The sequence below is a fragment of the Curtobacterium sp. L6-1 genome, from assembly GCF_018885305.1.
Lineage (GTDB): Bacteria > Actinomycetota > Actinomycetes > Actinomycetales > Microbacteriaceae > Curtobacterium > Curtobacterium aetherium.
The window spans coordinates 2,070,310-2,087,812 of record NZ_CP076544.1 but is presented as its reverse complement, the minus strand read 5'-3'; the positions used below and the strand labels follow the sequence as shown (position 1 = coordinate 2,087,812).

The window sequence follows — 17,503 nt, the reverse complement described above, 5'->3', positions numbered from 1 at the left end:
CGTCCGCACGACCGTGGTGACGGTGCGTGCGGACGGCCCGGGGGTCACCGGCGCTGGGTCGGTGTGGAACCGGTCATCGGACCGGTGAAGGAGCCCGCCTCGGCCGCGGCCATGCCGGCCTCGGCCTCGAGCTGCGCCTCGGCGGACATGTCCGCCTGTTCCTGCAGGGCCGAGCGCTGCCGCAGCGGCGGGACCCGGAAGAACCAGGTGAGCACGAAGGCGAGCAGGATCACACCGAGTCCGACCCAGTAGATGGTGACGGAGGAGGCGTTGAAGCCGGCCATGAACGGACGGGTGAGACGGGAGTCGGCACCGGTGAGGAACGAGGTGTCGTTCGTCGCCGAGGCGCTCGAGTCGTCGTTCGCACCTGCGTCGATCTTCGCCACCAGGTCCGGGACGACCTGGTCGACCCAGTAGGTGCGCTGGTCGCTGTCCGTCCAGTCGACCGCGAGCCGACCGTCGACGACGCTGGCGTGCGCCTGGTCGGCTGCGGCGGCGAGGGCGGTCGCCTCGGCCTGCGGGGTCGCGTCGGCGACCTGCTGGGCGATCACGGTGTCCGCGGCTGCCGCGGGCAGCGCGCCGGCGGCGACCTGTGCCTGGACGGCGCTGGTGACCTGCTGGGTGACGGCCCGGTCAGCGGCCTGCTTCGCCGCGGCGGTGCCGCGCGCCAGACCGGAGTCGATGCCGTCCTGCACCGGACCGACGATCGGGTCCCAGATCTGGTCCATGACGCCCTGGTTCGCCTTCGCGCTGGCGACCGTGGGGTTGAGCGCCGCGTCGAGCGCGTCGGTCAGGTCGGCCTTGTCCGCGGTGGCGTGCACGATGTTCGTGGGCATCACCGAGAACAGGATCGACAGGAGCACGGCCGTGCCGAGCGTGCCGCCGATCTGGCGGAAGAACGTGGCCGAGCTGGTGGCGACGCCCATGTCCTTCGCCTCGACCGAGCCCTGCGACGCGAGCGTCAGGGACTGCATGACCGAACCGAGACCGAGGCCGATGAGGAACATGCCGATCATGAGGAACCAGAGCGGCTTGTCGATCGTCATGAAGGTCAGCACGACGTAGCCGGCCGAGACGAGCGCGGTGCCGATGACCGGGAAGATCCGGTACCGGCCGACGCGGGCGACGATCTGCCCCGAGGTGATCGAGGCGATCATCAGGCCGCCGACGAGGGGCAGCGTGGCGAAGCCGGACTCGGTCGGGCTGAGGCCGACGACGATCTGCAGGTACAGCGGGATGGTCAGCATCGCGCCGAACATGGCGAAGCCGACGAGGAAGCCGATGACGGTCGCCATCGAGAACGTGCCGGAGCGGAACAGCTTGAGCGGGATGATCGCCGCGTCGCCCATCCTCGACTCGATGAGCAGCAGCGCGACGAGGCCCACGGCGCCGATGACGTAGCAGGCGAGGGCGGCGGGGGAGCCCCAGCCCCACGTGCGGCCCTGCTCGGCGACGAGGAGGAGCGGGACGAGGGTGACGATGACCGAGGTCGCGCCCCACCAGTCGACGACCGGCTTGTCGCGGGCGTCGTGCACCTTCGGCAGGTGCAGGAAGACGATCACCATGACGAGCGCGGCGATGCCGATCGGCACGTTGATGAGGAGCACCCAACGCCAGCCGGTGATGAAGAGGATCTCGGACGCGCCGGCGAGCAGACCACCGATGAGCGGGCCGATGACCGAGGAGATGCCGAACACGGCGAGGAAGTAGCCCTGGTACTTGGCGCGCTCACGCGGGGCGAGGATGTCGCCCATGATCGCGAGCGGGAGCGACATGAGCGCACCCGCGCCGATGCCCTGCACGGCGCGGAAGGCCGCGAGCATGAGCATCGACGTGGACATCGACGACAGCACGGCGCCGACGATGAAGACCACGATGCCGAAGATGTAGAGCGGCCGGCGTCCGAAGATGTCGGAGAGCTTGCCGTAGATCGGCGTCGCGATGGTCGACGTGATGAGGTAGGCCGTCGTCACCCAGGCCTGCTGGTCGAGCCCGTGCAGGTCGTCGCCGATGGTGCGGATCGCGGTCCCGAAGACGGTCTGCCCGAGCGAGGACAGGAACATGCCCGCCATCAGCCCGTAGATCACGAGCAGGATCTGGCGGTGGGTCATCAGGGGTTGCTGGCCGGGGGCGCCGGGTGTGGCGGAACTCCGGCCCTGCACCGACGTGGGCGCGGTGACTGTTGACAATGCGGGTCCTTCTGGTCGACGTGCCGGACGGCGAGTGCGGGGGCCACGGGCGGGCCGCTGCGCAACCTGAAACCTTGCAGGCTCCGCAACTTTACATCCATTGCGTCCAGCAAGCAACCAAATGCGAGCACCGTACGATGACCGCGTGCCCCAGGACGACCGACCCGAGGCCGAGCGGCTGCTCCGCCGGCAACTCGACCGACTCTGGGTGCGGCAGACCCTCCGCACCGTCCTCATCGAGCAGGCCGGGGGGCTCGACCCCACCGGGCGGGTGATCCTGCGCACCGTCGACCGCCTCGGCGAGGTCCGCTCCACCGTCGTCGCCGAGCGGACCGGCCTCTCCCGTCCCGTCGTCAGCCGTCGGGTCGCCGGGCTGGTCGAGGCCGGCTACGTCCGCACCGCCCCCGACCCCGACGACGGACGCGCGGCCCTCCTCGCCCTGGCACCCGCCGGCCGCGCCCTCCTGGACCGGCTCGACGCCCAGGGCGACGCGGTCTTCGACGACGTGACGAGCGTGTTCGACGGCGACGAACTCCGTGACCTCGCACGGCTCCTCACCCGCTTCAACGACCGGGCCGCCGAGGTGCTCGGCTCCGGCGACGCCGCCGCCGTCCCCGAGCAGTAGCCGACGCCCGGCGCGGGCGTCGGGACGGGAGGCGCGTGACGGCGCCGCCACGGGCCTCCCGTCCCGCCGCGCGGCAAGCCGCGCGCCCCGCGCCGTCTGGGATGCGCGCCGAAAACGGGATACCGTTCCTCCTATGAGCACCGAGACGAACACCCCCACCGAAGCAGTCGACGAGGAGCCCGTGATCACCTTCGCCGACCTCGGGCTCAGCGACGCCGTCCTCAAGGCCGTCAAGGAGATCGGGTACGAGACCCCCTCCGCGATCCAGGCCGCCACCATCCCCACCCTGCTCGAGGGCCGCGACGTCGTCGGCCTCGCGCAGACCGGCACCGGCAAGACGGCCGCGTTCGCGCTGCCCGTCCTGTCCCGCATGGAGGCCGGTGCGAAGCTGCCGCAGGCGCTCGTGCTGTCCCCGACCCGTGAGCTCGCGCTCCAGGTCTGCGAGGCGTTCGAGCAGTACGCGTCCCACATGAAGCACGTGCACGTCCTGCCCGTCTACGGGGGCCAGGCCTACGGCGTGCAGCTCTCCGCACTCCGCCGCGGCGTCGACGTCGTCGTGGGCACGCCCGGGCGCATCATGGACCACATCGCGAAGGGCACGCTCGACCTGTCCGAGCTGAAGTACCTGGTGCTCGACGAGGCCGACGAGATGCTCAAGATGGGCTTCGCCGAGGACGTCGAGACGATCCTCGCCGAGACGCCGGACACCAAGCAGGTCGCGCTGTTCTCGGCGACGATGCCCGCGCAGATCCGACGCATCTCGAAGCAGTACCTGAACGACCCCGCCGAGATCACGGTCAAGGCGAAGACCACCACCTCGGCGAACACCACGCAGCGGTACCTCATCGTGTCGTACCCGCAGAAGGTGGACGCGCTCACCCGCATCCTCGAGGTCGAGGACTTCGAGGGCATGATCATCTTCGTCCGCACGAAGAGCGAGACCGAGACCCTGGCCGAGAAGCTCCGCGCCCGCGGGTACGCCGCCGCCGCGATCAGTGGTGACGTCGCCCAGGCCCAGCGCGAGCGCACGGTCAACCAGCTCAAGTCCGGCAAGCTCGACATCCTCGTCGCCACCGACGTCGCCGCCCGCGGGCTCGACGTCGACCGCATCACGCACGTGGTGAACTTCGACATCCCCGTCGACACCGAGTCCTACGTGCACCGCATCGGCCGCACCGGGCGTGCGGGTCGCTCGGGTGCCGCGATCAGCTTCGTCACGCCGCGCGAACGCCGCCTGCTGTCGGCGATCGAGAAGGCCACCCGCCAGCCGCTCACGCAGATGCAGCTGCCGAGCGTCGAGGACGTCAACTCGACGCGCCTCACGCGGTTCGACGACGCGATCACCGCGGCCCTCGAGCAGCAGTCCCGGATCACCGCGTTCCGCGACATCATCGCCCACTACGTCGAGCACCACGACGTGCCGGAGTCGGACGTCGCCGCGGCGCTCGCCGTCGTCGCGCAGGGGGACACCCCGCTGCTGCTCGACCCGTCCGACGACCGTGTCCGCCAGCAGGCCGAGCGCGACGAGCGCCGCAGCCGCGACGACCGTCCGGCCCGCGACGGCGACCGGGAGCGTGACGGCGGCGACCGTCGTCGTCGCTCCGTCCCGATGACCGCCTACCGCATCGAGGTCGGCCGACGCCACCGCGTCGAGCCCCGGCAGATCGTCGGTGCGCTCGCCAACGAGGGCGGCCTGCGCCGCGACGACTTCGGCGCGATCCAGATCCGCCCGGACTTCTCCGTCGTCGAGCTGCCGTCGGACATGGGCTCGGACGTCCTCGACCGCCTCCGCGACACCCGGATCAGCGGCAAGCTCATCGAGATCCAGCCGGACCGTCGTGGTCCGATCCGCCGCGAGAGCGGCCCCCGTCGCGACGGCGGGCGCTACGGCGACCGCGACGACCGTGGCGGTCGTGACGACCGCGGGTACGGCGAGGACCGCAAGCCGCGCCACTGACGTGACCGCAGGACGACGGGAGGCCCGGGTACCGCTGGTACCCGGGCCTCCCGTCGGGCTGTGCACACACTGGTACGCGCGGGTGGCGGAGCCGGTAGGGTGGGCCGCGTCAGAGCCTCCGGGGGATCTTCTGCGCGGGGGTGCAGGTACGAAGAGAAGAGGGGTTCACCATGTCGCGTGTGCTTTCGACCGAACAGGCGAAGACCGCCATCCGCCAGATCCAGTCCATCGTGAACGGTGGGTTCACGGACCAGATCTCGCAGCTCGACGCCCAGGGGCGCATCCTGTCCGACTCGAACGTGTGGGACGGCCCGCTGGCGTCGAACTTCCGTGGTTCGACGTGGCCGGAGACCAAGGCTGCGCTCGACAAGGCGAAGACCGAGCTCGAGCAACTCCGGACGCAGCTCGACAAGATCTCGCAGGACATCTTCACCGCGGGTGGCGGCGCGTAACACCACACACGCAGCGCCCGGGTCGCCGATGAGCATCGGCGGCCCGGGCACTGTCGTCTCCGGCTGCCGCGCGGTGACCGTCGCGTCCGGCGCGGGGCGCAGGTGCGCTGGCTCGTCGCCGGTCGCACATCGCGGCGACCGGACACCGCGTCAGCACACGTCGCCCGAGGGGACGGACCGTGCCCTGTGGCCGTCGCGTTGCGGTCAGCGGGGCAGGGTGTGGACCCACTCGCGGAACGACTCCAGCGCCTCGCCCTGCAGCTGGACCGTCGGCGGCGTCTCCAGCGGGTCGACGAGCAGCGTCAGGCTCTCGGCGGGAGCGTGCCGGAGCCAGCGGCCGGCGGGGGAGTCGTCGGCAGCGTCGTCCGGCCACATCAGGAAGGCGATCGGCGGCTGGTTGACGTTCTCGGCGGTGTTCAGGTCGTGGTCGACGAGCTGCTGGACCTCGCGCACCGCGAACACCGGCGAGACGGACCCGTCGAAGAGCATGACCCCGGGGATCGTCCTGCCCTTGCGGCCGATCGGCAGTGGCACGCACGTGGCCGTGACGACGTCGGACCGCCACGGCTCGAGTGTCCCGAGATCGACCGGTTCCGCGCTCCGCCGTGCTCGCCCGAACAACATGGGGCGAGTCTAGGCCGGGTGTCCGTTCCGGGACGGGGAGCGGGGACAGGGCGTCCCCAGATCGGGGCATGCTGCTGACAGCGGTCGTCCGCCTGCGGTAGACAGGACAGCACGCCGACGTCGCCAGGGGGCGACGTCGTGCGGACGGGGTCGACCAGCGGGACCTGGAACCGCCGACGGCACCGTGTCCACGTCCGTGCGCGGCAACCGCGCGTCCGGGCTCGTCGGGGATCAGGAGGGGCGCCGTGCAGCGCACAGACCGTACGGGGGTGCGACGATGACCGCGATCGACGTGGACCGGCAGGACCGTCGGCGCCTGAGCGTGGGGACGGCCCGGCGTCGGCTCGTCACCGTCCGGGTCGTCGCCGTCCTCGCGGCCGTGTCGGGGCTCAACTACGTCGGCTGGCGGTGGGTGGCCTCGGTGAACTGGCACTCGTGGTGGATCGCCGTGCCGCTCATCCTCGCCGAGACGTACAGCGTCATCGACTCGGTGCTCTTCGCGTTCGGGGCGTGGCGGCTGCGCGAGCGCGGTGAGCCGCCGAAGAAGCCGAGCACTCCGGTCACCGTCGACGTCTTCATCACGACCTACAACGAGCCGATCGACCTCGTCATGCGCACCGCCCGGGCAGCGAAGGCCATCACGCACCCGCACGAGACGTGGATCCTCGACGACGGCAACCGTGCCGACATGCGGGCGGCGGCGGAGGCCGAGGGGCTCGGCGTCATCACGCGCGGCAAGGACTGGGTCGACCGCCCGCGGCACGCGAAGGCCGGCAACCTCAACAACGCCCTGCTCGCGACCCAGGGCGAGTTCCTGCTCATCCTCGACGCCGACCAGGTGCCGGACCCCGCCATCCTCGACCGCACCCTCGGCTACTTCAAGGACGAGCGGATGGCGCTCGTGCAGACCCCGCAGTGGTTCGAGAACGTGCCGGAGTCCGACCCGCTCGGCAGCCAGGCGCCGCTGTTCTACGGTCCGATCCAGCAGTCGAAGGACGGCTGGAACGCGGCGTTCTTCTGCGGCTCGAACGCGATCCTCCGCCGCGAGGCGCTCATGCAGCTCGGCATCACCCGCTACGTCCGCGAGGTCGAGACGAGCGTGCAGCGGACCGTCAAGACGGCCAAGAAGCTCCTCGGCCGGGCCCGCGAGACCGAGACCGACCCCCGCGTGCTGACGGCGTTGGACGACGCCGAGGTCGTCGTCGAGCAGGCCCGCGCCGACATCGCGAACGGCGAGCCCCTCGGCGACGTCACGTACCGGTTCCAGCGCGGCATCGACGCGATCGCGTTCCGGTTCGCCGCCGCCGACCTCGAGGCCGTGCGCGCCGAGCTGCAGGAACTCGCGGCACTGTCCACCGACGCGAACACCTTCGCCGGCCTCGACGACGCCGCGCTCGACGTGCTCGGGCAGCGCGACGCGTCCCCGGTGGCCGCGATCGAGGCCATCGCGGTGCTGACGCGCGCCCTCGACGTCAACCGTGACGACGAGGCGCAGCCGATCATGCCGCTGGCGACGATCTCGGTGACCGAGGACATGGCGACCGCGATGCGCCTGCACGGTCTGGGCTGGAAGTCGGCGTACCACGACGAGATCCTCGCGAAGGGCCTGGCGCCCGAGGACCTGCAGACCATGCTCGTCCAGCGCCTCCGATGGGCGCAGGGCACCATGCAGGTCTTCTTCCGCGAGAACCCCCTGGTGCAGAAGGGCCTGTCGTTCGGGCAGCGCCTCATGTACTTCTCGACGATGTGGAGCTACCTGTCCGGCTTCGCCGCCGTGGTCTACATCGCCGCGCCGGTCCTCTGCCTGTCGTTCGGCGTGGTGCCGGTCACGGCGTACAGCGTGGACTTCTTCTCGCGGCTGATCCCGTTCCTCGTGCTCAACCAGCTCCTGTTCTGGGTGGTGGCGGCGGGCAGACCGACGTGGCGCGGGCAGCAGTACTCGCTCGCGCTCTTCCCGGTGTGGATCGAGTCGGCGACGAGCGCGTTCGAGAACGTGTTCCGGGGCAAGCCGCTCGGGTTCCGCGTCACCCCGAAGGTGCGTGACGAGTCCGAGGCGAGGCCGCGCTGGGACCTCGTCAAGCCGCAGCTCATCGCGATGGGGGCCCTGGTCGCCGCCCTGGTGATGATCGTCATCCGCTACATCGCCGGGCAGGCGGACGGCATCGCGCCGCTCGTCAACACCGCGTGGGTGGTGTTCGACCTGTTCATCTTCAGCATCGTCATCCGGGCGGTGCTGTACCGCGGTCCGGAGGCCGAGATGCCCCTGGCCCACGAGTCGACCACGGTCGGAGGACCCCTGTGAACGCGCACGCGAGCATCGACGTCCCGGCGGTCCCGACCTCGCTCGACGTCGTGCAGGACACCTTCGCCAGGTGGTGGGACGGCCTGGGCATCGACGACCCGCAGCGCCGCTTCCGGTTCGAGACCGCGCTCGTGGAGATCGCCGCGAACGTCATCGAGCACACCCGCCGTGCCGACACCGGGCACGGGCGGCGCTTCATGCTCGACCTCGGCGCGGAGGACGACGAGCTCGTCGCGGTCCTCTCGGACAACGGCATGCCCGTCGACATCGACCTGAGCGCCGTCACCATGGCCGACCCCGAGGACGAGGGTGGACGCGGCCTGGCCCTGGCGATCGCCGCACTCGACCGCCTGGAGCACCGCCACGAGGGCGGTCGGAACGTCTGGACGCTGGTGTGCGCTCGCTGAGGCAGGGCGCGGCGAAGGCGGTCGCGCTCCTCGTGACGATCGGCGTGCTCGTGCTCGGGGGAGCGCTGCCCGCCGACGCGGTGACGTCGAGCCCGTCGACCCCCGCCGTGCCGGCGAGTGGGAAGAGCTGGTTCGGCCCGGACCTCGACTGGGGGTCCGACGCACCGGACGGGTACGAGGGACGACTCGGTGCGACCCCGTCGATGTACGGCGTGGAGATCGCCTACCCGCTCGACCGTCGGGCCGAGAAGCAGTTCCTCCGGGCGACGCGGGCGGCTGCGTCCCAGGGCGCCGTGCTCGTCGTGAGCCTGGAGCCCGGACAGGCGCTCCGGACCCTGACGAACGCCGACGCCCGCCGCGCGAACGCCCTCTTCGAGCAGGTGCACGACCAGTACGACACGCAGGTGCTCGTCCGCTTCGCGCCGCAGATGAACGGCACGTGGGTGCGGTGGGGCCAGCAGCCGACGCAGTTCGTGCGCGTGTTCCGGGCCCTCGCGGAGCAGGTGCACGCGGGCGACTCCCAGGCCCGCATGGTCTGGGCCCCGTCCTACGGCGCCGGCTACCCGTTCGGCTCCTCGGCCGGACGACTGGCCGACCTGTCCGCCACCGACACCGACAAGCTCGACACGAACGGCGACGGCGAGATCACCGCGGCCGACGACCCCTACGAGCCGTACTGGCCCGGGGCGTCCTCGGTCGACTGGGTCGGCCTGTCGATGTACTACTTCGGCAAGGGCAAGTCGACCCAGGCCGCCGGGCGCGACGTCCCGCTGACCCGGAACGACGTGCCGGAGTCCGGCGAGGTCGCCCAGCGCTTCGCCGAGTCCTGGGGCTACGACCAGCCGCAGCCCCGTTCGTTCACCGAGCGGTTCGCGGTGGACGGCGACCGGCCGATGCTCCTCGACACCGGCGCCCTGTACGACCACTCGCTCGCCGGTGACCCCGAGATCGCGGTCAAGCGGGCCTGGTGGCGGCAGGTCATCCGGCAGGTCGAGGCGATCCCGCAGATCCGCGGCGTGACCTTCGTCGAGTCGAACCGCCGGGAGCCCGAGGCCGGCAACCGCGTGGCCGACTGGCGCTTCGCGAAGGCACCGGGGACCGCCGGGTCGTTCCGCACCGACCTCGAGCGCTCGGACCACTTCGTGTTCGGCCCGGTCACCGAACGGGTCACACCGCAGCAGGGCGCCGCGGCGACGAACCAGCAGCTCGACACCGGCGGCGACCAGATGGCGTGGATCGTCTGGTTGGCCGCGGGGCTGGCGGCGGTCTTCGTGCTCAGCGGACTGGTCGGCCGACTCGTGCCGAGCTGGCGGTACCCGGACGACGGCAAGCCCGGGCGCGACCTGCGTCTCGACCTGTTCCGCGGGTTCATCATCCTGGCGGTGGTGATCACGCACATCGAGGTCGCGGGGCCGTACTCGTACCTGACGCTGCACGCGGTGGGCGCGATCACCGGCGCGGAGATGTTCGTCTTCCTGTCCGGCATGGTCCTCGGCATGGTCTACCCGCTCGGCGTCGCGCGGTTCGGCGAGTGGGTGTCGGCCGTCGGGGCGTGGAAGCGCGCTCGCAAGCAGTACCTCGTGACGCTCGCGGTGATCCTCATCGTCTTCGCGCTGAGCTTCATCCCCTTCCTGAACACGGCCGCGATCACGACGTTCACCGACCGCGGCACCGGCCTCGACGGCATGCAGGCCGAGGGACGGGTCTACGACCTCTACCCGAACGTGATGCAGCTGTTGGCCTACCCGCCGCCCTGGTACGCCATCCGGCAGTTCCTGCTGCTCGAGATGGGCCCCTGGCCGTTCAACATCATGGGTCTGTTCGTCGTGCTCAGCCTGTTCATCCCGGTGCTCATGTGGGTGATCCGGCGCGGCTTCTGGTGGGCGGTGCTCGTCGTCAGCTGGGCGCTCTACGTGTTCCAGGCCCTCAACCCGGACGTCAAGCCCGTGAACGCGCAGTTCGACGCGGTGTTCCCGCTGCTCACCTGGCAGGTGGTGTTCACGCACGGTCTCGTGCTCGGCTACTACCGGCGACAGGTCACGCGGGCCCTCACCGGCCGCCTCGGCAAGGTGCTCGTCGGCCTGGCCCTCTGCCTGTACGCCGCGTTCCTCGTCTACGTGTGGGCGGGCCACCGCTTCGACTTCACCCCGACGCCGTTCCCGTCGTCGATGTACCTCGACCTGTACAACACGGCGTACCAGCGCGTGGACCTGCAGTGGGGCCGCCTGGTCGACATCGCGTTCTTCGCGATCGTGTCCTACGCGATCCTCACGGTGTTCTGGAAGCCCGTGAACGCCGTCATCGGGTGGCTGTGGATCCCGCTCGGCCAGGCGAGCCTCTACGTGTTCGTGTGGCAGGTGTTCTTCGCGCTCGTGGTCGCGTCGATCCCGCTCGACTACGGCAACGTCTGGATCGGCACCCTCACCCACACGGTGCTCATCCTGCTGGTCTGGTACATGGTGCGGCGGAAGTTCCTGTTCTCCGTCATCCCGCGTTGAGCGCGGTCGCGCTGCTGCGCACCGACGGACGGGAGGCCCTGCTCACCAGGTGAGCAGGGCCTCCCGTCCGTCGGTGCGCGCGTCGGCGCAGCCGTCAGCGCGACGCGATCGGCGTCGGGTCCACCGGGTCCGGCGGCACCGGCAGGGAGCCGCGGACCTGGTTCTGCGCCTGGCAGTCGCTCGTGCAGTTCGTCGCACCCTGGCTCAGCTCGACGGCGTCCTCGCCGAGCACGCCCCCGAGGCGGCCGCCGGGCTGGACGGTCCAGGTGGTCGTCGTCGCGGTCTGCGAGGTCTTCGTCGCCACCTGCGGGCTGTCCTTGCCGAGGAGCATCTGGTGCGCGTCGCTGCCCGCGGCCACAGCGGGGGTGCCGTCGCCGAAGTTGACCTTGCCCGTGTAGGGGTTGACGAAGTAGAACAGGCCGGCGCCGAGCGTGTGCGTGAACGTGACGGGGGCGGCGAACTCGGTCTCCATCTGGAAGATGCCGCCCTGCGCACCGTCCTTCGCCTGGATCTTGAACTTGCCGGCGCCGGTGCCGAAGATCGCGACGAGGGTGTCGTCCTTCACCTCGAGCGACGTGAGCCTCGTGCCGGCGAGCTGCGCCGGCGTGAGCGACGGCACCTTCGACGCGAACACGACGGTCGGCTTCGTGACCATGCGCTGCGTGTCGGCTGCGCCGGTCAGCGTGTAGTCGTACACGCCGAGGTCGGCGACCCGGATGTCGAAGCCGTTGTGCTTGCCGCGCACCGAGATCGTGCCCGCGACGGCGGTGTCGCGGAGGCGGAACTCGCGCCCGACGGCGGGGTTCGTGGTGGTGCCGTTGACGGTGACGGCGTAGTCGCCGCCGGTCGAGGTCTTGCCCGACGCCTGCGCCGGCGCGACGCCGACGAGGGCGACCGCGGCGACGGTGGTCGCGGCGAGGGCCGCCGCGACGAGCGTGGCGGCGCGGCGGGTGCGGCCGCTGGTGGTCGTGGTGCGCATGGTGTGCCTCCTGGAGTGCGGGGCGGTTCGTCCCCTCGGCACGATCGTCGCCGCTGGCGGACCGGGGCACCATCGGACCTTGGTACTAGTACCCGTGGTCCCGCGCCCAGAGCGCCGCGGTCGTGCGATCCGACACCCCGAGGCGACGGAAGACGCTGCCGACGTGCACCTTGACCGTGCGCTCGGCGATCCCGAGCTCGGAGGCGATCTGCCGGTTCGACAGCCCGCGCGCCAGCCGGACGAGCACCTCCCGCTCGCGTGGCGGCAGCACGGGGCCCGAGGCGGTGTCGGCCGGACGGGTCGGCCTGCCGGGCAGGAGACCACGTGCCACCCGTGGGTCGATGGGCACCTCGTCGCGGGCGGCGGCACGAACGGCCCGCACGACGTCGTCCGGCGTCGCGTCCTTGAGCAGGTAGCCGGTGGCCCCCGCTCCGAGCGCCGCACGCACCCGTCCGTCGTCGGCGAAGGTGGTCAGCACGAGCACCCGCGCCGACGGCAGTCGCTCGTGCAGGACGGCGGTCGCGGCGACCCCGCCGGCACCCGGCATCGACAGGTCCATGACGACGACGTCGGGTCGCAGCGCGAGGGCGCGGTCGACGGCCTCCTCGCCGGTGGCGGCCTCGCCGACGACCGTGCAGTCGTCGGTGGTGTCGAGGACGGCGCGCAGTCCACCACGCACGAGGGCGTGGTCGTCGACGAGCAGCACCCTCACCACTGCGGCCCCGTCCCGGCCGGCACGGACAACTCCCACGTGGTCCCCGCTCCGGGTGCGGTGCGCAGGAGCAGCGTGCCGCCGGCGTCCTCGGCGACCTGGCGCAGCAGCGTGGTGCCGAGGTGCCCGCTCCGCCGTGCGGCGAGCACCCGGTCCGCGTCGAAGCCCACGCCGTCGTCGGCGACCCGCACGACGAGGTCGTCCTCGTCGCGGTGGACGACGACCTCGACCGCGTCGGCCTCGGCGTGCCGGACGGTGTTCGCGACGGCCTCGCGGACGAACCGGACCGCGGCCAGCAGTGCCGCGGGGGCGGCCGCGACGGTCACCGGCACGTCCACCCGGACCGCGAGTCCCGCGGCGCGCCCCCGGGCGGTCGCGTCGTCGAGCGCGGCCGCCAGCCCCTCGCGGTCCGGGGCCGCGGGCTGGATGGCCGACATCGACGAGCGCAGGGCGGACACGGCGGACCGCAGGGTCGTCGCGGAGTCCTCGAGCACGGCGGCACCGGAGCCGGTCGTGCTCCGGGCCGCGGCCCCGAGGGTGAGGGCGAGCCCGGCGATGTCCTGCACCGGGCCGTCGTGCAGGTCGGCGGCCAGGCGGCGTCGTTCGGCGGTCTCGGCGTCGAGCGCCCGGACGAGCAGGCGCTCCCGGTCGCGCTGGCCGGCCCGCAGACGCAGCAGCAGCCACAGCACGACGGGCAGGAGCAGCGCGATGCCGACCGCCACGGTCCCGAACGCGAGCGCCGCGAAGGCCGACCGGAGCGACGCGGCACTCGCGAGCACGGCGTCGTACGGGTAGTAGACCTCGAGCAGCAGCGGGTCACCGGAGGGCAGGTGCACCGCCTGGTACGCCTCGAGCAGCGGGCCGCGGCCGCGTTCGTACCGGTTCTCGGGCGCGGACAGGTCGGACACCTCGGCGTCGGAGCGGTCGGTCTCGAGGGCTTCCCGGTCCTCGTCGGAGAGCCCGAAGCGCTGCCCGGTCAACCGCGGTTCGTCCGACCACAGGACGGTGCCGTCGGCCGACCAGAGCTTCACCCGGACGGCGTCGGTGGCCGCGGTGACGGCCCGCCCGGCACGGTCGAGGCGGGCGGTGGCCTCCCGCCGGTCGCGCGCGGGCGCACCGGGGTCCGCGACCGCGTCGAGCAGCGCCGGTTCGACGACGGACCGGGCGATCGCGGCGGTGTCGTCGGTGGCCTCCTCGACCGCCAGGCGTTCCGCCGTCCGCTCGGAGACCAGGGTGCCGACCGTCGCGACGGCGGCGCCGCCGAGCAGGGCCACGAGGACGACACCGACGAGCACCCGGCCCCACGGGGTCGTCCGCGCGCGACGTCGTCGTGGATCACGGCGGACGACGAGGATGGCGTCGCCGTCGACGCGCTCGGTGAGGGTCGCTCGACGTCCGGGCACGTGCTCACCGTAACCCGCCGCCCTCCCGCCGTCGGGCACGTGTCCCGCGTGCGCGACGGCAGCCGTCGGGCGTTGCCGTGACTCCCAGCGAGCGCGGAGTTGTGTGGACGTACAGCAACGTGTCCCGTGAGGGTCGGGGTGCGGACCGGACGTCGAGGAGGACGGATGGACATCGACCGCAGGCTGTTCCTGCTCGGGGGCACGGGGGTGCTGCTGCTCGCCGGCTGCTCCACCCGCCCCGAGCGCACCGAGGTCGCCGACTGGCCGACCGGGCCCCCGGAGGGCCCGGCGACGATCAGCTGGTGGGCCGGACAGGTGGCCTCGAAGGACGGCGGTGACCTGCGCCGTCGACTCATCGCCGCCTTCCAGCAGGAGTACCCCGACATCCGCGTGCGGATCGTCAGTGCGCCGAGCGACACCGACACGAACCGGACGTCACTGACGACGCAGATCGCCGCCGGGTCGCCGACCCCCGACGTGTACCTGGGGGACGTCGCGTGGCCGGGGCAGTTCGCGAAGAACAAGCTCGCGACGCCGGTCGGCTCCCTGGTGGGCGAGGACTTCTTCGACCAGTTCCCGGAGGGGCTGCGCCAGGCCGCCAGCGTCGACGGCACGTACTACATGTTCCCGCTCTACATCGACGAGTCGTTCTTCCTGTACCGCGAGGACCTGCTGGACAAGCACGGGTTCCAGGTGCCGCGCTCGTGGGAGGAGGTCCGCGAGACCGCCGCGAAGCTCGTCGACACCGGGGACGTCTCCTACGGGTTCGCGTTCCAGGGCGACGTGTACGAGGGCCTCACCTGCAACGTCACCGAGTTCGTCGCCGACGCCGGCGGATCGCTGCTCGACGACGAGCTCGAGAACGCCACGACGACGAGTTCCGAGACCCGACGTGCGTTCGAGTTCATGCGCTCCCTCGTCACCTCCGGCGCGAGCCCCCGGGCGACGCTGACGTACCAGGAGCAGGACACGAACGACGCCTTCTCGGGCGGCCGGGCCGCGTTCCTCCGCAACTGGTCGTACGCGTGGGGGATCGCGAACGGGCCGGACAGCGCGGTGCGCGGCAAGGTCGGTCTGGCGGCGCGCCCGACCTTCGACGGCATGGACGAGCACCACTCGACGATCGGCGGGTGGGGCAACTACATCAACCCGCACACCCAGCAGCCGGCCGCGGCGCTGACCTTCGCCAGGTGGATGTCGAGCGAGACCGCGCAGCAACTGCTCACGCGCGAGGGCGGTGTCCTCCCGGCACGCTCGGCGTCGCTCGTCAGCGAGGACGCGAAGCGCCAGCAGCGCCCGACGTACGACACCGCGGCCGGGATCACCCTGGTCCCGCGGCCCACCTCGACCGCCTACTACCCGAAGGTGTCGCAGGGCGTCTACCAGAACGGCAACGGCATCCTCGGTGGGCAGCGCACCGTCGACGGCGGCACGAGCGCGATGGCCTCCGCCATCGATCTCGCGCTCCGGGGAGCGGCACTGTGAGCGCCGCGACGGACGCCCGGCCCGCCACCCGGCCGGGAGGCGCGGCCCGCCCCGAACCCGTCGGTCGCCGCAGCGGACGCAACCGTCTCGACCGGCTCCGCGCACGGAGCGCCTGGGGCTTCGCCGCCCCGGCGCTGCTCGTCGTGGCCGCCGTCACGGTGTTCCCGGTGGTCTACTCGATCGTCCTCAGCTTCGCGGACGTCGAGATCGGCTACGACGGGTTCGCGATCCAGGGCTTCGGGTTCGACAACTACGCCGCCCTGCTCCAGAGCGCGGACTGGTACCGCGCGCTCGGCTTCACGGTCCTGTACACGGTCGTGACGGTCACCGTGGAACTCGTCCTCGGGATGCTCGTCGCCATCGTGCTCGAGCGGCTCGGGGCGACCCGCGGCTGGATGCTCGCGCTCATGCTCGTCCCGTGGTCGCTGGTGACCATCGTCAACGCACAGCTGTGGAAGTACGTCTACGACTCCACCTACGGCGTCGCGACCTGGTTCTTCGCGCTGTTCGGGGAGGCGCCGGTGATCCTCGGCGAGCCCGTCCCCGCGATCACCGGCCTCATGCTGGCCGACATCTGGAAGACGACCCCTTTCGTGGCGATCATCCTGCTCGCCGGCCTCGTGCAGATCTCGGAGGACCACTACGAGGCCGCCGAGCTCGACGGGGCGAACGCCTGGCAGACGTTCTGGCGGGTGGTGCTGCCCCAGCTGGCTCCGACCCTGACGATCGCGGTGCTGTTCCGCGTCCTGCAGGCCTTCGGGGTGTTCGACCTGCCGTTCGTGCTGACGAACGGCGGTCCGGGGACGAGCACGCAGTCGCTCGCGATCATGGGCTACAAGGTGCTCTTCCAGGACATCAACATCGGCCCGGGCGCAGCGATCGCCACGAGCACCGCGGTCATCGTGGCCGCCGGCTGCCTGCTCTTCCTCCGGGCCTTCCGCAACCAGGCGAAGGGAGGCGAGGCCTGATGCCCCGTCAACGGATCCGCAGGGGATGGCGTCGGTGGGTCAACACCGTCAACGTGAGCGCCGTCGTCATCGCCGTGGTCACCGCGTTGCCGCTGTACTGGCTCGTGACGACCTCGTTCAAGCCGTCGTCCGAGATCGCGCAGTCGCCGCCGACCGCCTTCCCGGTGACGTTCACGCTCGACAACTTCGTCGTGGCGTTCCGGGACAACGCGCTCGGGCAGTACATGGTCAACAGCATCGTCGTGGCCGTCTCGACGACCGTCATCGTGCTCGCGCTGGCGTTCCTCGCCGGCTACGCGCTCGCCGGACGGTGGATCCGCGGCCGCACGGCGATCATGACGTCCCTGCTGATGCTGTCGGTGTTCCCGGCGATCGCCGTCCTCACACCGCTCTACCTGCTCGAACGCAACCTCGGCCTGCTCAACTCGTACCCGGGGCTGATCGTGCCGTACGTCGCGTTCAACCTGCCGTTCGCCGTGTGGATCATGCGGAACTACCTGCAGGGCATCCCGTCGACCATCGAGGAGGCATCGGAGATCGACGGAGCCGGCGCCTGGCGCACGGTGCTGTCGGTGATCCTGCCGATGGCCAAGCCGGGCCTCTTCACGGTCGGCGTCTTCACCTTCACCGCCTCGTGGAGCGAGTTCCTCATGGCGCTGACGTTCAACAGCGAGAACTCGTTCCGCACCATCCCGGTCGGCATCGCCCTGTTCGGGACGCAGTTCACCGTGCCGTTCGCGCAGATCTTCGCGGCGAGCGTCGCGGCGACCGTGCCGATCGTGATCCTCGTGCTGGTGTTCCGCCGGTCGATCGTCTCCGGGCTCACCTCGGGCGCGGTCAAGGGCTGACCCCGCACACGACGGGAGGCCCGTGGCGATCCCGCCACGGGCCTCCCGTCAGGT

General features: G+C 71.4%; 14 protein-coding genes. 9 read left to right on the top strand and 5 right to left on the bottom strand.

All coding sequences use genetic code 11. From position 1 onward, the window contains the following. Positions 1–44: 44 nt before the first annotated feature. Positions 45–2,111, bottom strand: coding sequence for an MDR family MFS transporter (locus tag KM842_RS09470; protein WP_216257823.1), 2,067 nt, complete (start codon positions 2,109–2,111; stop codon positions 45–47). Positions 2,112–2,334: 223 nt separating this feature from the next. Here KM842_RS09470 and KM842_RS09465 point away from each other — a divergent pair, with 223 nt between their 5' ends. From KM842_RS09465 to KM842_RS09455, 3 genes are all read left to right on the top strand, one after another. After that, positions 2,335–2,814, top strand: a complete 480-nt coding sequence (locus KM842_RS09465) for a MarR family winged helix-turn-helix transcriptional regulator (protein ID WP_216257821.1) — start codon at positions 2,335–2,337, stop codon at positions 2,812–2,814. A gap of 133 nt (positions 2,815–2,947) precedes the next feature. Beyond that, positions 2,948–4,771, top strand: a complete 1,824-nt coding sequence (locus KM842_RS09460; protein ID WP_216257819.1) for a DEAD/DEAH box helicase — start codon at positions 2,948–2,950, stop codon at positions 4,769–4,771. A gap of 170 nt (positions 4,772–4,941) precedes the next feature. Further along, positions 4,942–5,223 (top strand): pyrophosphorylase, encoded by a 282-nt coding sequence (locus KM842_RS09455; RefSeq protein ID WP_110824133.1) that lies wholly within the window; start codon positions 4,942–4,944, stop codon positions 5,221–5,223. A gap of 204 nt (positions 5,224–5,427) precedes the next feature. Here KM842_RS09455 and KM842_RS09450 read toward each other — a convergent pair whose 3' ends face one another. Then, a complete protein-coding gene (locus tag KM842_RS09450) occupies positions 5,428–5,847 on the bottom strand; it encodes a hypothetical protein (protein ID WP_216257817.1) in 420 nt (139 codons plus the stop codon). Positions 5,848–6,124: 277 nt separating this feature from the next. Between KM842_RS09450 and KM842_RS09445 the strand changes: the two genes are divergently transcribed. From KM842_RS09445 to opgC, 3 genes are read left to right on the top strand one after another with little or no spacing between them, the layout of a single operon-like run. Beyond that, positions 6,125–8,149: a glycosyltransferase gene (locus tag KM842_RS09445; RefSeq protein WP_216257815.1), complete on the top strand. Its 2,025-nt coding sequence runs from the start codon at positions 6,125–6,127 to the stop codon at positions 8,147–8,149. Further along, positions 8,146–8,556, top strand: coding sequence for an ATP-binding protein (locus tag KM842_RS09440; RefSeq protein ID WP_216257814.1), 411 nt, complete (start codon positions 8,146–8,148; stop codon positions 8,554–8,556). Before KM842_RS09445 ends, KM842_RS09440 begins: the two co-directional genes overlap by 4 nt. Next, positions 8,544–11,054: an OpgC domain-containing protein gene (gene opgC / locus KM842_RS09435; protein ID WP_253206068.1), complete on the top strand. Its 2,511-nt coding sequence runs from the start codon at positions 8,544–8,546 to the stop codon at positions 11,052–11,054. Before KM842_RS09440 ends, opgC begins: the two co-directional genes overlap by 13 nt. A 94-nt stretch (positions 11,055–11,148) precedes the next feature. On the opposite strand, the gene KM842_RS09430 is transcribed toward opgC, so the two are convergent. The 3 genes from KM842_RS09430 to KM842_RS09420 all read right to left on the bottom strand — a co-directional run bounded on the left by KM842_RS09430 (position 11,149) and on the right by KM842_RS09420 (position 14,148). Beyond that, positions 11,149–12,033: a hypothetical protein gene (locus KM842_RS09430; protein WP_216257812.1), complete on the bottom strand. Its 885-nt coding sequence runs from the start codon at positions 12,031–12,033 to the stop codon at positions 11,149–11,151. 85 nt (positions 12,034–12,118) lie between these two features. Beyond that, entirely contained in the window at positions 12,119–12,748 is a 630-nt protein-coding gene (locus KM842_RS09425; protein ID WP_216257810.1) for a response regulator, read from the bottom strand. Next, positions 12,742–14,148 (bottom strand): sensor histidine kinase, encoded by a 1,407-nt coding sequence (locus KM842_RS09420; RefSeq protein WP_216257808.1) that lies wholly within the window; start codon positions 14,146–14,148, stop codon positions 12,742–12,744. Before KM842_RS09420 ends, KM842_RS09425 begins: the two co-directional genes overlap by 7 nt. Positions 14,149–14,313: 165 nt before the next feature. Between KM842_RS09420 and KM842_RS09415 the strand changes: the two genes are divergently transcribed. The 3 genes from KM842_RS09415 to KM842_RS09405 are packed head-to-tail and all read left to right on the top strand — an operon-like array spanning position 14,314 to position 17,449. Further along, a complete protein-coding gene (locus KM842_RS09415) occupies positions 14,314–15,633 on the top strand; it encodes an ABC transporter substrate-binding protein (protein WP_216257807.1) in 1,320 nt (439 codons plus the stop codon). Next, a complete protein-coding gene (locus KM842_RS09410) occupies positions 15,630–16,601 on the top strand; it encodes a carbohydrate ABC transporter permease (protein WP_216257805.1) in 972 nt (323 codons plus the stop codon). Before KM842_RS09415 ends, KM842_RS09410 begins: the two co-directional genes overlap by 4 nt. Next, the gene (locus KM842_RS09405; RefSeq protein WP_253206067.1) at positions 16,601–17,449 is read left to right on the top strand and encodes a carbohydrate ABC transporter permease; all 849 of its coding nucleotides are present in this window, start codon (positions 16,601–16,603) and stop codon (positions 17,447–17,449) included. Before KM842_RS09410 ends, KM842_RS09405 begins: the two co-directional genes overlap by 1 nt. Positions 17,450–17,503 lie beyond the last annotated feature (54 nt).

Coding starts and splice junctions, on each gene's coding strand:
- KM842_RS09470 (WP_216257823.1), bottom strand. CDS start 2,111: ATGACCCACCGCCAGATCCTGCTCGTGATCTACGGGCTGATGGCGGGC.
- KM842_RS09460 (WP_216257819.1), top strand. CDS start 2,948: ATGAGCACCGAGACGAACACCCCCACCGAAGCAGTCGACGAGGAGCCC.
- KM842_RS09455 (WP_110824133.1), top strand. CDS start 4,942: ATGTCGCGTGTGCTTTCGACCGAACAGGCGAAGACCGCCATCCGCCAG.
- KM842_RS09450 (WP_216257817.1), bottom strand. CDS start 5,847: ATGTTGTTCGGGCGAGCACGGCGGAGCGCGGAACCGGTCGATCTCGGG.
- KM842_RS09445 (WP_216257815.1), top strand. CDS start 6,125: ATGACCGCGATCGACGTGGACCGGCAGGACCGTCGGCGCCTGAGCGTG.
- KM842_RS09430 (WP_216257812.1), bottom strand. CDS start 12,033: ATGCGCACCACGACCACCAGCGGCCGCACCCGCCGCGCCGCCACGCTC.
- KM842_RS09415 (WP_216257807.1), top strand. CDS start 14,314: ATGGACATCGACCGCAGGCTGTTCCTGCTCGGGGGCACGGGGGTGCTG.
- KM842_RS09405 (WP_253206067.1), top strand. CDS start 16,601: ATGCCCCGTCAACGGATCCGCAGGGGATGGCGTCGGTGGGTCAACACC.